Origin of the sequence: Bacillus sp. FSL P4-0248 (genome assembly GCF_038593305.1) — a bacterium.
Classification (GTDB): domain Bacteria; phylum Bacillota; class Bacilli; order Bacillales; family Bacillaceae; genus Bacillus; species Bacillus safensis.
In genome coordinates this window covers 3,143,842-3,156,753 of sequence record NZ_CP151983.1, presented here as the reverse complement: position 1 = coordinate 3,156,753, position 12,912 = coordinate 3,143,842, and the positions used below count along the sequence as shown (strand labels likewise).

The 12,912-nt window shown below is 41.2% G+C and carries 13 protein-coding genes and 1 other annotated feature; of the genes, 10 read left to right on the top strand and 3 right to left on the bottom strand.

The features are described 5' to 3' along the window. Positions 1 to 735 (bottom strand): alpha/beta fold hydrolase, encoded by a 735-nt coding sequence (locus NST65_RS16315; protein WP_111926802.1) that lies wholly within the window; start codon positions 733 to 735, stop codon positions 1 to 3. Positions 736 to 924: 189 nt separating this feature from the next. Between NST65_RS16315 and NST65_RS16310 the strand changes: the two genes are divergently transcribed. The 5 genes from NST65_RS16310 to NST65_RS16290 all read left to right on the top strand — a co-directional run bounded on the left by NST65_RS16310 (position 925) and on the right by NST65_RS16290 (position 5,477). Beyond that, entirely contained in the window at positions 925 to 1,773 is an 849-nt protein-coding gene (locus tag NST65_RS16310; protein WP_041115580.1) for a YitT family protein, read from the top strand. A 48-nt stretch (positions 1,774 to 1,821) separates the two neighbouring features. Next, the gene (gene cccB / locus NST65_RS16305) at positions 1,822 to 2,151 is read left to right on the top strand and encodes a cytochrome c551 (RefSeq protein ID WP_024423602.1); all 330 of its coding nucleotides are present in this window, start codon (positions 1,822 to 1,824) and stop codon (positions 2,149 to 2,151) included. Positions 2,152 to 2,534: 383 nt separating this feature from the next. Beyond that, positions 2,535 to 3,221, top strand: a complete 687-nt coding sequence (gene ftsE / locus NST65_RS16300) for a cell division ATP-binding protein FtsE (protein WP_024423601.1) — start codon at positions 2,535 to 2,537, stop codon at positions 3,219 to 3,221. Continuing rightward, positions 3,214 to 4,104 carry a permease-like cell division protein FtsX gene (gene ftsX / locus NST65_RS16295; RefSeq protein WP_034281079.1) on the top strand — a complete coding sequence of 297 codons (891 nt, stop codon included), beginning with the start codon at positions 3,214 to 3,216 and terminating at the stop codon, positions 4,102 to 4,104. Before ftsE ends, ftsX begins: the two co-directional genes overlap by 8 nt. A 110-nt stretch (positions 4,105 to 4,214) precedes the next feature. Continuing rightward, positions 4,215 to 5,477 carry a M23 family metallopeptidase gene (locus NST65_RS16290; RefSeq protein WP_111926800.1) on the top strand — a complete coding sequence of 421 codons (1,263 nt, stop codon included), beginning with the start codon at positions 4,215 to 4,217 and terminating at the stop codon, positions 5,475 to 5,477. 49 nt (positions 5,478 to 5,526) lie between these two features. On the opposite strand, the gene NST65_RS16285 is transcribed toward NST65_RS16290, so the two are convergent. Next, positions 5,527 to 6,267 carry a sulfite exporter TauE/SafE family protein gene (locus tag NST65_RS16285; protein WP_024423598.1) on the bottom strand — a complete coding sequence of 247 codons (741 nt, stop codon included), beginning with the start codon at positions 6,265 to 6,267 and terminating at the stop codon, positions 5,527 to 5,529. Between the two features lie 153 nt (positions 6,268 to 6,420). Here NST65_RS16285 and NST65_RS16280 point away from each other — a divergent pair, with 153 nt between their 5' ends. From NST65_RS16280 to NST65_RS16270, 3 genes are all read left to right on the top strand, one after another. Next, on the top strand, positions 6,421 to 7,869 hold the full coding sequence (locus NST65_RS16280; protein ID WP_039181746.1) for a S41 family peptidase: 1,449 nt from the start codon (positions 6,421 to 6,423) through the stop codon (positions 7,867 to 7,869). Positions 7,870 to 8,213: 344 nt separating this feature from the next. After that, positions 8,214 to 8,567, top strand: coding sequence for a swarming motility protein SwrAA (locus NST65_RS16275; RefSeq protein WP_007500014.1), 354 nt, complete (start codon positions 8,214 to 8,216; stop codon positions 8,565 to 8,567). 68 nt (positions 8,568 to 8,635) lie between these two features. Further along, complete coding sequence (locus tag NST65_RS16270) at positions 8,636 to 9,823, top strand: PDZ domain-containing protein (RefSeq protein WP_024426241.1); 1,188 nt, start codon at positions 8,636 to 8,638, stop codon at positions 9,821 to 9,823. 9 nt (positions 9,824 to 9,832) lie between these two features. On the opposite strand, the gene NST65_RS16265 is transcribed toward NST65_RS16270, so the two are convergent. Next, on the bottom strand, positions 9,833 to 10,198 hold the full coding sequence (locus tag NST65_RS16265) for a winged helix-turn-helix transcriptional regulator (protein ID WP_046313076.1): 366 nt from the start codon (positions 10,196 to 10,198) through the stop codon (positions 9,833 to 9,835). A 227-nt stretch (positions 10,199 to 10,425) separates the two neighbouring features. On the opposite strand from NST65_RS16265, the gene NST65_RS16260 reads away from it, so the two are divergent. Further along, positions 10,426 to 11,100, top strand: a complete 675-nt coding sequence (locus NST65_RS16260) for an NAD(P)H-dependent oxidoreductase (protein WP_034281073.1) — start codon at positions 10,426 to 10,428, stop codon at positions 11,098 to 11,100. An 89-nt stretch (positions 11,101 to 11,189) separates the two neighbouring features. After that, positions 11,190 to 11,415 (top strand) — a binding site (T-box leader). A gap of 75 nt (positions 11,416 to 11,490) precedes the next feature. Next, positions 11,491 to 12,840: an amino acid permease gene (locus NST65_RS16255; protein ID WP_034281072.1), complete on the top strand. Its 1,350-nt coding sequence runs from the start codon at positions 11,491 to 11,493 to the stop codon at positions 12,838 to 12,840. Positions 12,841 to 12,912: the final 72 nt, after the last annotated feature.

Sequence of the window (12,912 nt, the reverse complement as noted above, 5' to 3'; positions counted from 1 at the left end):
TTATGGGAGCTTTTTTGCTGGCTTCAGCCAGTCAACCATTGTCTGGATGAGATCATTTTGCTGCGACAGGGCTGGAATGTCCGCTGGCTGATCCCCTTTTTGTTTGCCATACATGCCAAACTGCGCATGATTTCCGCCTTTTATTTCATGAAAAACGGTTTGAGACGGCAGATTTGCTTTCGATTTTTCGATTTTTTCTTGTGTTGCCAGCCCATCCTTTTCACCTGAAATAGAGAGGATTTTTAGTGACGATTGTTTCAGGTCATCTGATGCTGGATAAGATGCTAGGAAAAAGAGTCCATCAAGCTTGCTCTGATTTTTTTCTGCAAACATAGCGGCAGCTGCCCCGCCAAGTGAATGTCCGCCAATATACCAGTGTTTGATCGATTGGTGATCTTTGATGATGTCCTGCGCTTTGTTTGGATTGAAGATCGCAAAGGAAAATGGCATGTCAGGGATAAAGACAGAGTAGCCTTTTTTCATCAGCGTATCCCCGATATAGGCATACGCAAGTGGTTCCACCTTTGCCCCAGGATAGAGAATGATGCCAGTATCACTTTTTGATGCTTCAAATGTATAAACATTGTTTTTATGTTCCACTTGCTCCATGTTTACTTGTTTTTTTAATGCTTCTGATGGTCCATATGTAAAGCGGCTCCATGTATAGAAAGCACCAAAAGCTAAGATGATCAGTGCAAGTAATGTCATACCTGTTATCTTCAGGATTTTCTTCATCGCATGCCCCTTCTTTCTCATGTACATATTAAATATACCATCAATTCATCCTATGCCAACCGGCAAGTACGCTATTCCGTCTGTGTGATAAAGTATTAATCCATTAGCACTGCATTTGGCTGTTATTTACAATCGTTTTAAGAGGGATTAAAATAGGTGTGCATTCAGAAGTAACGGAGGAAGAAAGACATGAAGCAGGGACATCCACAATTTTGGATCGAAGTGAAAAATTATTTGTTCATTTTAATCGGATCTGCCATCGTGGCGATTGGTTTTAATACGTTATTATTACCGAATCAGATTGCAGCAGGCGGTGTGAGCGGCATTAGTACCATTATGCAGTCATTCGGCTTTGAAGCGGCGTATGTGCAATGGGGGCTTAATATTCCCCTGTTTATCGCTGGCTTTTATTTATTAGGCGGTACATTTGGAGTGAAAACACTCGTTGGCTCGATTTTTTTACCTTTCATGGTGTTTGTCACAAGACATATTGCACCTGTCACACATGAAGCACTGCTGGCGGCTATATTTGGCGGTGTGGTCATTGGGATCGGAATAGGGCTCGTGTTCCTTGGGAATGGATCAACGGGTGGAACAGCACTCGCTGCCAAAATCATCAATAAGTACACAGGACTCACGCTAGGCACCTGTTTAGCGATGATGGATGGCTTGATTGTTCTGGCTGCGATGACGGTCTTTGGAATTGAAGAGGGGCTGTACGCGGTCATTGGTGTGTTTATTTCTAGTAAAACGATTGATGTGGTACAGGCTGGCTTCAGTCATTCAAAAATGGCAATGATCATTACAGGGCATGAAGATGAGGTCAGACAGGCGGTTTTTGATCAAATTGACCGCGGTGTGACGAAGATCTCAGCAGTCGGAGGATATACCGATCATGACCGCCCAATTTTGATGTGTGTCGTTGGGCAGTCACAATTCACAAAGTTGAAACAAGTGGTGAAAGCAATCGATGCATCAGCATTTGTCATCGTGATGGATGCAAAAGAGGTGCTTGGTGAGGGTTTTAAAAGGGCATAAACAAGGATATAATAGCGTTGACCAAATGATTGTAAGGGAGGGAAATAGATGAAAAAAAGCGGATTAACGATGCTATTTGCAGCGATGCTTCTTGTTCTCGCGGCTTGTGGAGGAAATTCAAGCAGCAGCGACAAAGAAGGCAGCAAAAGTGCATCATCTGTGAGCAGTGGTGAGGAGATCTATCAGCAAAACTGTATTGGCTGTCATGGGAAAGACCTATCTGGCGGAGGCGGTCCAAGCCTGAAGGAAGTAGGGAAGAAATATAATGAAAGCCAAATCGCAGATATTGCGCAAAACGGTAAAGGCTCTATGCCAAGCGGTATGGTAGATGAGAAGCAGGCAAAAGAAGTAGCAAAATGGCTTGCAGAGAAAAAATAAAACCTTTGTCTAATCGACAAGGTTTTTTTGTTTTTTTATATGTAGAAAAAGACTTTTGGATAGTATGAAAACGCATTATATTAAATTTTATTTAAAAAATAAGGGTATAAAGGCATGTTTTTCGGTTTTGATTGTTCTATTTACCTTTTATTTATAAGTTTTGAAATATAAATGTAATACCATTGCGTCGATTCATGACGTATAATTGGAGTTGTTGAAATTTAGACGATTCAATTTTTTCATCTTTTTGGATGAAAAGGACATAAATTGTTAGTAAGTATCGAAGGGTATGTGCGTGACCATACATAACGTTTTTTGACGAGAAGTGTCAAAACATCATGATAAGCTGTTAGTCAGCGAATAAGAAAAGATTAGGTGATTACATGATTCAAATGAAGGAAGTCTACAAGATCTATCCTAATGGCGTAAAGGCGATCAATGGAATCAATGTCTCTATCCATCCAGGAGAGTTTGTGTATGTTGTTGGTCCCAGCGGTGCTGGTAAATCTACTTTCATCAAAATGATGTATCGTGAAGAGAAGCCAACCAAAGGGCAAATCTTAATTAATAACAAAGATTTAGGCTCAATGAAGGAAAAAGAAATTCCTTACGTAAGAAGAGAAATTGGCGTAGTATTCCAAGATTTCAAGCTGCTCCCAACTCTTACTGTGTTTGAGAACGTAGCATTTGCTCTTGAAGTGATTGGTGAACAGCCTCATATCATTAAGAAAAAAGTGCTTGATGTTCTCGATCTGGTTCAGCTAAAGCACAGAGCGCGTCAATTTCCTGACCAGCTGTCCGGCGGTGAACAGCAGCGTGTGTCTATCGCCCGCTCGATTGTTAATAGCCCTGAGGTCGTCATTGCAGATGAGCCGACAGGAAACCTTGATCCAGACACTTCTTGGGAAATCATGAAGACGCTCGAAGAGATTAATAACCGCGGAACAACAGTGGTTATGGCGACACACAACAAAGAAATTGTAAACACCATGAAGAAACGCGTCATCGCAATCGAAGATGGAATGATTGTGCGTGACGAAGCAAGAGGGGAGTACGGAATTTATGATTAAAACTCTCTCGCGGCATTTACGTGAGAGCTTCCGTTCACTTGGAAGAAACACGTGGATGACATTTGCATCAATTAGTGCGGTTACTGTCACATTGATTTTAGTTGGGGTTTTCCTTGTGATTATGCTCAACTTGAATAACATGGCATCGAACGCTGAAAAAGAAGTAGAAGTAAAAGTATTAATCGAATTAACGGCGAATCAAAAGCAGCAGGATGAATTAAAAGCAGAAATTGAAAAGATTCCTGAAATCAGTAATGTGAAGTACTCATCTAAGGATGACGAACTGAAAGCACTGATTAAAAGCTTTGGAGAAAATGGACAATCCATGGGACTTGTTGATCAAGAAAATCCATTAAACGATGCGTTTATTGTGAAAACAACAGATCCTCACGATACACCAAAAGTAGCAAAGAAATTAGAAAACCTAAAGGGTACATATAAAGTAACCTATGGAAAAGAAGAGGTCAGCCGACTCTTTAATGTAGTCGGAGTAGCGCGTAATGTCGGTATTGTGCTCATTATTGGGCTGTTATTTACAGCTATGTTCTTAATCTCCAATACGATCAAAATTACGATTTTTGCTAGACGTAAAGAAATTGAGATTATGAAGCTGGTAGGTGCAACGAACTGGTTTATCCGCTGGCCATTCTTCATTGAAGGATTATTGCTTGGTGTATTTGGTTCCATTATACCAATTGCCCTATTGCTTGGCACGTATCAATATGCAGTTGGCTGGGTCGCACCGAGAGTACAAGGCTCATTTATTTCAATGCTTCCATACAATCCGTTTGTCTATCAAGTATCACTGGTCCTGCTAGTGATCGGTGCAATCATTGGTGTATGGGGAAGCTTAACGTCTATCCGTAAATTCTTAAAAGTATAAATATATTTTGATGGCAGCATTCGAGGATTCTATAGAAGATGTGACCGGTTGATCCAATTCATCCGGTCGGCTCTTCATGTCGACAGTTGTCATGGGAGGGGAATATCGTTTTGAAAAGAAAGCTGATGATGGCTGGAATGGCAGCGTTTATTGGAACAACGTGGCTATACATTCCAGGGAACGAGAATCGTGCATTCGCATACGAAGACCTAGATCAAAAACGTCAACAAATCGAAGAGAAAACATCGAAGACAGAATCAAGCTTGAAGAAGAAGCAGTCAGAGCTGGCAAAGCTTGAAAAGAAAGAATCAAAGCTCAAGAAAGAAATTGAACAAATTGACCAAAAGGTAAGTACTGCAACTGAAAAAGTCGCTGAAAAAGAGAAAGAAGTTAAAAAAACGAAGCAAGAAATCAAGAAGCTAAAAAAAGACATTCAAGTCATCAATGAGCGAATTGAAAAAAGAAAAGCCATTTTCAAAGACCGAATTCGTTCAATGCAAAAAAGCGGCGGTACGATCAACTATTTAGATGTGCTGCTAGGTGCTCGCAGCTTTAGTGATTTTGTCGGTCGTGTTGGGGCTGTCACAACGATTGTCGAAGCAGACAAAGACATGATTACAGAACATGAAAATGATTTAAAGCTGGTGGAGCAAAAAGAAGCAGAGCTAAATAATCAGCTAAGCGGACTTGAAACATCTCTGAAAGAGCTAGAAGCACTGAAAAAAGATTTATCTAAGAAGCACAAAGAAAAAGAACACATTTTAGGTGATGTGACAGATAAAAAAAATCATGCGCATGATGAACTAGGCAAGCTTGAGAATGAACAAGAAATCCTAGCGAATCAAAAAGCGGCTGTGAAATCTGAGGAAGCACGCCGACAAAAGGAAGAAGCGAAGAAAGCAAAACAAGCAGCTGAAAAAAATGCACCTGCATCTCACAGCGGCGGCTCAGATCAAGTATCTGATACACCAGCAAGCAGCTCAGGCTTTATTAAACCAGCGGCAGGGCGTTTCTCATCTGGCTTTGGCGGACGTTCTGGCGGAAACCACTTCGGATTAGATATTGCAGCAAAAGGTACAGTTCCTGTCTATGCAGCAGCATCTGGAACAGTCACGAACTCCAGCTACTCATCGAGCTACGGAAATGTTGTGTTCATTACGCACAATATCAATGGACAGACATATCAAACTGTATACGCCCACCTGTCTACAAGAAGTGTGTCAACAGGACAGAGAGTCGAACAAGGACAATTCCTTGGATATATGGGAAATACCGGCCAATCGCATGGTCAGCATCTTCACTTTGAAATTCATAAAGGATTATGGAATGGCGCAAAATCAAATGCAGTCAATCCAGCGCAATATATCCGCTAATCAAAAAGCCGATAACATGATGTTATCGGCTTTTTTGACCTAGATAGAATTAAAATAACAGCAGTAATCCGGCAATAATAGGTGTTAACAGAACAGCTGATTTCAATAAGAGCTTCGGTGCAAGGCGTGTGAATTTCGCGCCGATAAATGCGCCTAATACGGTGCCAATTAATATTTGGATCAGCAGGATAAAATCAACATAGCCCTCTGAAATATATCCAATTCCACCGCCGATGGAAATCGGAATAATGACAAGCATGGTCGTGCCAACGGCTTGCCTTATCGACAGCTTCAGTAAAATCAAAAGTCCTACTTGAATGAATGGTGCAGACCCGATACCAAACATGCCTGACAGCATCCCAGACACAAGGCCTAAAATAATGCCTCTTGTCATCAGCTGACGAGAAGAAAGCGGCTGCTGCTCAGCCTCTTCATTAAGAACAAATAGTTTGATCATCATAAAAACAGCGGATAAAAAAAGCATCCCTGCTGTTAAATAGTGCAGACTCTCTTCTGGAATAAAAGGAGCAACCTTAGCCCCGGCAAAAGAAGCGATACAAGCAAGTGCCCCGACAATCAAACCAGATTTCAGCTGAATGTTCCCTTCCCGGTAGTGGCTGTATGCACCTGATAGGGTCGTAAATGCCATGGCGGCTAATGACGTCCCGAGTGCGGTATGAATAGGGATATCAAAAATTAACGTAAGCAATGCGATGACAAATCCTGCCCCGCCTGCTCCTACAAAACCTAATAAAATTCCTAATAAAAGCATCGTCAAGATAATATACATAGCGAAGACTCCTTCTCAATCATAACAAAATAAAAATTACACCTAATAAAATGATTCGTCAAGCCTCCACGGGAGAATGTCTTTACATGAAATCCCTTCTTCTGGCATATAATAACTCAGGTCATCAGGAAGAGTTGAAGAAGGAGGCCAAATATGAAAAAACAAATCGCATCTATTATGGCAAGTGTCGTTCTCTTAATAAGTGCAGGTGTGATGACGCATAAAGAGGGAACTCATGCGGAGTCACCGCAAGCAGCAGCTGCAATGGCTGGACAAGCTCAATCAAGTGATAAGGCGAAAGAGAATGGGATGGAAAAGATCGAGAAAGCCTATGACCTTATTTCAAATGAATATGTAGAGGAAGTGGATCGGCAAAAGCTGCTTGAAGGCGCGATCCAAGGAATGCTTTCGACGTTAAACGATCCGTATTCAGTATACATGGACAAGCAAACCGCAAAGCAATTTTCTGATTCGCTTGATTCTTCCTTTGAGGGAATTGGGGCAGAAGTGGGGATGGATGAAGGGAAGATCATTATCGTCTCCGCCTTTAAAAAATCCCCTGCGGCAAAAGCAGGTCTAAAGCCGAAAGATGAAGTCATCAGCATAGACGGTGAGCCGATGAAAGAAAAAAGCTTAAACGATGCTGTACTGAAAATAAGAGGAAAAAAAGGAACGTCTGTCGCCTTAACAATCAAACGAAACGGGATTGAAAAAGAGCTAACGTTCCATATCAAACGAGAAGAAATTCCGCTTGAAACAGTGACTTCCTCTGTAAAAGAGGTAAATGGTCATAAAACAGGCTATATTGCGATCTCCAGCTTCTCTGAAGATACGGCGAAGGATTTCACTTCAAGCTTGAAACAGCTCGAGAAAAAGGGCATAGAAGGCCTTGTACTGGATGTGAGAGGAAACCCTGGCGGCTATCTGCAAAGTGTGGAAGATATTTTGAAGCATTTTATTACGAAGGACCAGCCTTATATTCAAATCGCAGAACGGAATGGCGACCGGAAACGGTATTTTTCAAAACTGAAAGAACAAAAGCCTTATCCAGTCAATGTCTTAATTGATAAAGGCAGTGCTTCCGCTTCGGAAATACTTGCTGGGGCCATGAAAGAAGCTGGAAAGTATGAAGTCGTCGGTGATGTCTCCTTTGGAAAAGGAACTGTGCAGCAGGCGGTTCCGATGGGCGATGGAAGTAATATTAAATTAACGCTGTATAAATGGCTCACGCCAAAAGGCAATTGGATTCACAAAAAAGGGGTCGTACCGACAATTGCGATTCATCAGCCGGATTACTTTACCGCAGGTCCGCTTCAGCTAAAAGAACCGCTTCAGCTTGATATGAACAATGAAGAAGTGAGACAAGCGCAGACGCTGTTAAAGGGATTGTCATTTGATCCTGGCAGAGTAGATGGATACTTTGATGAAGAAACGAAAAAGGCCGTACTTGCCTTCCAAAGCACATACAATCTCGATAAATCAGGTGTCATTGATTTGAAAACAGCGGAAATGATGAACAAAATGGTGGATGAAGTGAAATCATACGAAAAAAATGACCTTCAATTACAGACTGCACTAAAAGCACTATATCTTAAAAAATAAAGAGGCGAATAATAGCCTCTTTTTTTTGGTTCATAAGTGTCATGAACATGTAATAATTTATGATTAAAAATAAATTATATCGAGAAATATATTCATTTATTTTACAAAAAACATAACATTCCTTCAATTTTACCCGATAACATATGTATATAAGAGACTTTCTGTTGATTTAAACATGTCATGAAAATGAAACTTTTGAAAGTTGTATGTTACATAAATAATTCTTACAATAAAAAGTAGCACTCATTTTAAATATTTTATTTTTTGCGGATATTCAGCTTGAGCATGAAGCTGTACCGAGGTTTGCGCTTTTCTTAAAAGAACTAGTAAATGGGGGTACACAATTGAAAAGGGCAAGTATTGTGAGAGAGAAAAAATATTACGAGTTGGTAGAGGAACTTAAGAGTCGTACGAAAGATGTGACGTTTTCCGCTACAAAGGCATTAAGTCTGCTCATGCTGTTAAGCAGGTACTTGGTCAATTACACAACGGTAGAATCAGTCGACGAAATCGATGAAGACTGTGCTGAGATATACTTCAATTATTTAATGGATAATCATAAGAGACTTGGTATAAACTTAACCGACATCAAGAGGTCGATGCAGCTGCTCGGCGGCATACTAGATGTAGATGTCAATCACTACTTAAAAGATTTTTCACTGTCGAATGTCACACTTTGGATGAATCAGGAGAAATAAACCTGATGTCAAGCATCGATTTATTTGATAGAATAAGAGAAAATGCTTGACTTGGGCGGTGAACGATAATGAGCTCGGAGTGGATGGGAGCTGGATTAAAAGCGGTCGGTCTGTTTTTAATCCATCCTCTTTTTTATTTCATGATATTAATCAGCCTATTGCATGGCTACATCCGCGTAAAGCGGGAGAGAAAAGCGTTTCAAACAAGAATAGAAGATGTATACGATGAACTTAAATTTACATATTCAAAGGGATGGATTCTAGGGATTTGCCTATCCGTTATTTCAGTAGGCTTAGGGATTGCCCTCCCCCCTGGATTCATCGTGCTGATTGCAGCGATGACCATCGTTTTCTCTTTATTCTTTAAGGCGAGTGCGCTTTCGTCTGCATACACACTCGGTTTCAGTTTTATTGCGGCACTTGGACTGATGCATTTCCAAGTGAGTCATTCTTGGCTGCCGCAGCTCTCAATGATGAATGCATCAGCCGTTGTCATTCTGCTAGGACTTCTATTAATGACGGAGGGGATTCTAGCCTATCGAACGGCGCATTTACGTACATCGCCTGCTATGGTGATGAGTGCGAGAGGACTTTTAATTGGTCAGCAGCGGGCAAACCGTCTGTGGCTTTTACCGCTTGTTTTGCTGATGCCGGCAGGTGAATTCACTTCTTCTCTGCCATGGTGGCCGGTGCTTCAAGTACATGATCAAAGCTTTTCATTTATTTTGATTCCATATATCATCGGATTCGGTCAGAGAATTCAAGGCTCACTGCCAATTGTTAGTATTCAAATTACAGCGCGGCGTATTCTCATGCTCGGACTCGCTGTCGCCTTATTAGGTGCTGCAAGTATTTGGTTTGAACCGATTGCTTGGGGAGCTGTATTGATTGCGGTGATAGGAAGAGCCTTTCTCTCATGGAAACAGAGGGTCAATGACAATGCTGCTCCGTTCTACTTCTCTAAGCGTAATCAAGGGCTGATGGTGCTGGGGATTATTCCAAATACACCAGCGGCTGATTTAAAGCTTGAGATCGGAGAAGTCATCACAAAAGTGAATGGAATTGAAGTCAAAACCGTTTCGGAATTTTATGAAGCCCTTCAAACCAATCGTGCTCTAACAAAGCTCGAGATCATTGGCTTAAATGGTCAGACAAGATTTGAGAAACGTGCTTCTTACGAAGGGGAGCATCATCAGCTTGGCATCCTGTTTGTAAAGGATGATCCACAGCAAGAGCCAACGGCAATTTCATCTTAAAAAAAGCTGCTAGAGATGGCAGCTTTTTTCTTTTGGGCGCGCTTCTCTCCCATAGGATTCGCCCCATTCACGCATGGCGAAGATGATAGGCTTTAATGTATTTCCGAGAGAAGTGAGTGAATATTCGACACGAGGGGGGACCTCCTCATAGACTTCTCTATGAACAATGCCGTCTTGTTCAAGCTCACGCAATTGCAGTGTGAGGACACGCTGAGAAATTCTTGGCAGCAGCCGGCGCAATTCATTGTAGCGTTTTGGTCCGCAAGTCAAATGATAAAGGATGACTCCTTTCCATTTCCCTCCGATGACACTTGTCGTCACTGAAACGGGACAGCCATGATTGACAATACTGACTGGATTGGATGGTGCACTCATCTTAACACTCCTTTCTAAGACAAATTTGGTGATACACGAACAAGATGGTACCTAACGAACAAAAATGTGCGTACTTGAATCACTCGAAGCTTTTCTTATACCATAGGGATATCACATCACACATTCGGGCTGTTGTTTTTTTATCATAACAATTTCTATATGGGAATGGAAAGAAATTGGATTGATGAAACTAACGCCCTAATTGGTTAATAGAAAGGATGAATACAATGCAAGACAAAGAGCAATTAAAAAAAGAAATCATTGAGGCGTATGAGTTCCGCCATGCGACAAAAGAGTTTGATCCAACGAAAAAAATATCAGAGGATGATTTTGCATTTATTTTAGAAACAGGAAGACTTTCCCCAAGCTCTGTAGGATTTGAGCCTTGGAAGTTCCTCGTTGTTCAAAATGAAGCATTTAGAGAAAAATTAAAAGAGTATACATGGGGGGCGCAAAAGCAGCTTCCTACTGCCAGCCATTTTGTGATCATCTTGGCAAGAACAGACGCCCGTTATGATTCAGCATATGCAGAGTATATCAACAAGCAAATCAAAGGAATGTCAGACGAAACGTTCGAGATGGTGAAGGGACGCTACCAAGAATTCCAAGAGAATGATCTTCATTTGTTAGAAAATGAACGTACGCTCTTTGACTGGGCTTCAAAACAAACGTATATTGCCCTTGGAAACATGATGACAGCTGCTGCACAAATTGGCATTGATTCATGCCCAGTCGAGGGATTCAGCTACGATGAGATTCATCGCATTCTAGATGAAGAAGGGCTGCTTGAGGATGGTCAGTATGATATTTCTGTCATGGCAGCCTTTGGTTATCGTGTCACCGAGCCAAAGCGCGGCAAAACGCGCCGTCCGATGGATGAAGTCGCTGTTTGGATTCGTTAAAAGAGAATGTCTGAAAAAGGATGTTGACAATTGCGTGGTTAGTCAGTATATTTAAAAAATAAAATCTTTGATGAATATACAAATTGACTATAAACGCTTTGACTTGAGAATAGTAGATGAACATCCGTTTTTTTAAGAGAGCTGCGGGTTGGTGCAACGCAGTAAAACGAATCATTGAACTCGCTCAAAGAGCGGTAAGACTGAATGAATAGTAAGTCTTTACGTGTGACCTCCGTTAACGGGTTTTAAGTTGGATTCAGCTATGGCTGAATCAATTAGAGTGGTAACGCGGTTGCAAGGTCAGTCGTCTCTTCAAGGAGATGACTGGCCTTTTTATATGTTTTTATCCTATATTTATCTGAAGATTCAAATTTAAAGGAGCTATAGAAAATGGAAAAGGAACATGTGCAGTTAAAACGAACAATGACGTCAAGGCATATTATGATGCTCGCACTTGGTGGTGCAATTGGTGCTGGTCTGTTTAAAGGAAGCAGCTCTGCTATTGATATCGCAGGTCCTGCTGTCATTTTGGCATATATGATTGGTGGTCTTATTTTATTATTTATTATGCAAGGACTTGCCGAAATGACAGTTGCACGACCTGGCGCAAGAACATTCCGTGATTTAATTGAACCGGTGTTAGGGAAATATCCGGCTTATTTCTTAGACTGGATATACTGGAAAATGTGGGTGCTGAACATTGCAGCAGAAGCAATCGTATCTGCGATCTTTATTCAGTACTGGTTCCCACAGGTGCCGATTTGGATACTTGTGTTAATCATTTCACTTGTTGTGACATTGATCAATGTTTGTTCTGTTAAAATGTTTGCTGAGACGGAGTACTGGTTAGCTTCTATTAAAATTGCTGTCATTATTTTATTTATTATCATTGGGTTAACCATGCTGTTTGTCTCATTTGGTCAGCATGCTGCACCGGGATTATCCAATTTAACCGACCACGGAGGATTTTTCCCGAATGGAACAGGCGGCTTAATTGCGGCCATGCTTGTGGTGGTGTATTCATATGGCGGGACTGAAATGATTGGGGTCACATTAGCAGAAACAAAAAACCCTGAAAAAGTCATCCCAAAGGCCATTCAAAGTACATTTGTACGAATCATCGGTTTCTATGTACTGCCGTTCTTCATCATCGTCAGCTTGATTCCCTGGAATCAAGTAAACAATGAGCAAGTGAGTCCATTCGTCACCGTGTTTGCAACGATTGGCGTGCCATACGCAAGTGACATCATGAACGGTATCATTTTATTAGCGATCTTGTCTTCTATGAACTCTGGGCTGTACGCATCCTCAAGGGTACTTTATACGCAAGCGATGGATGGGCGTGTATGGAAGGGCTTCTCAAAGCTATCAAAACAGCAGGTGCCTGTCAGAGCGATCCTAGTGTGTACATCTACATTGTATGCTGCTGTATTGATTTCTCTTTTTGTAGGAAGTCAAACCTTTAATTATTTAATGGGATCTTTAAGCTATACGGTCTTATTCATTTGGTTTATTATTGCTGTCGGTCATTTAAAATCTCGAAGTGTAGCAGAACCAGGAGGATATCGCGTGAAGCTGTATCCTTTCACAACATGGTTTTCTGTGATTGCGATCATTGCCATTTTCATCGGCGTTGTGTCAACAACTCCAATTGTCCAAACGATGGTCACGATGGGCATTTATCTGATTATTACTCTTTCTTTCTTCATCAACAGAAAGCGGTTTGAAACAGCTGTTTGATTTAAAAGCGTGCAGGACGTTCTCAAGAAGGTCTTGCACGCTTTTTTTGTGATAGTATTTCGTGAATGAAGC

Bases quoted from the DNA above. Each gene is read 5' to 3' on its own strand.
- NST65_RS16315 (WP_111926802.1), bottom strand. From the start codon at position 735: ATGAAGAAAATCCTGAAGATAACAGGTATGACATTACTTGCACTGATC.
- NST65_RS16310 (WP_041115580.1), top strand. From the start codon at position 925: ATGAAGCAGGGACATCCACAATTTTGGATCGAAGTGAAAAATTATTTG.
- cccB (WP_024423602.1), top strand. From the start codon at position 1,822: ATGAAAAAAAGCGGATTAACGATGCTATTTGCAGCGATGCTTCTTGTT.
- ftsE (WP_024423601.1), top strand. From the start codon at position 2,535: ATGATTCAAATGAAGGAAGTCTACAAGATCTATCCTAATGGCGTAAAG.
- ftsX (WP_034281079.1), top strand. From the start codon at position 3,214: ATGATTAAAACTCTCTCGCGGCATTTACGTGAGAGCTTCCGTTCACTT.
- NST65_RS16285 (WP_024423598.1), bottom strand. From the start codon at position 6,267: ATGTATATTATCTTGACGATGCTTTTATTAGGAATTTTATTAGGTTTT.
- NST65_RS16280 (WP_039181746.1), top strand. From the start codon at position 6,421: ATGAAAAAACAAATCGCATCTATTATGGCAAGTGTCGTTCTCTTAATA.
- NST65_RS16270 (WP_024426241.1), top strand. From the start codon at position 8,636: ATGAGCTCGGAGTGGATGGGAGCTGGATTAAAAGCGGTCGGTCTGTTT.
- NST65_RS16265 (WP_046313076.1), bottom strand. From the start codon at position 10,198: ATGAGTGCACCATCCAATCCAGTCAGTATTGTCAATCATGGCTGTCCC.
- NST65_RS16260 (WP_034281073.1), top strand. From the start codon at position 10,426: ATGCAAGACAAAGAGCAATTAAAAAAAGAAATCATTGAGGCGTATGAG.
- NST65_RS16255 (WP_034281072.1), top strand. From the start codon at position 11,491: ATGGAAAAGGAACATGTGCAGTTAAAACGAACAATGACGTCAAGGCAT.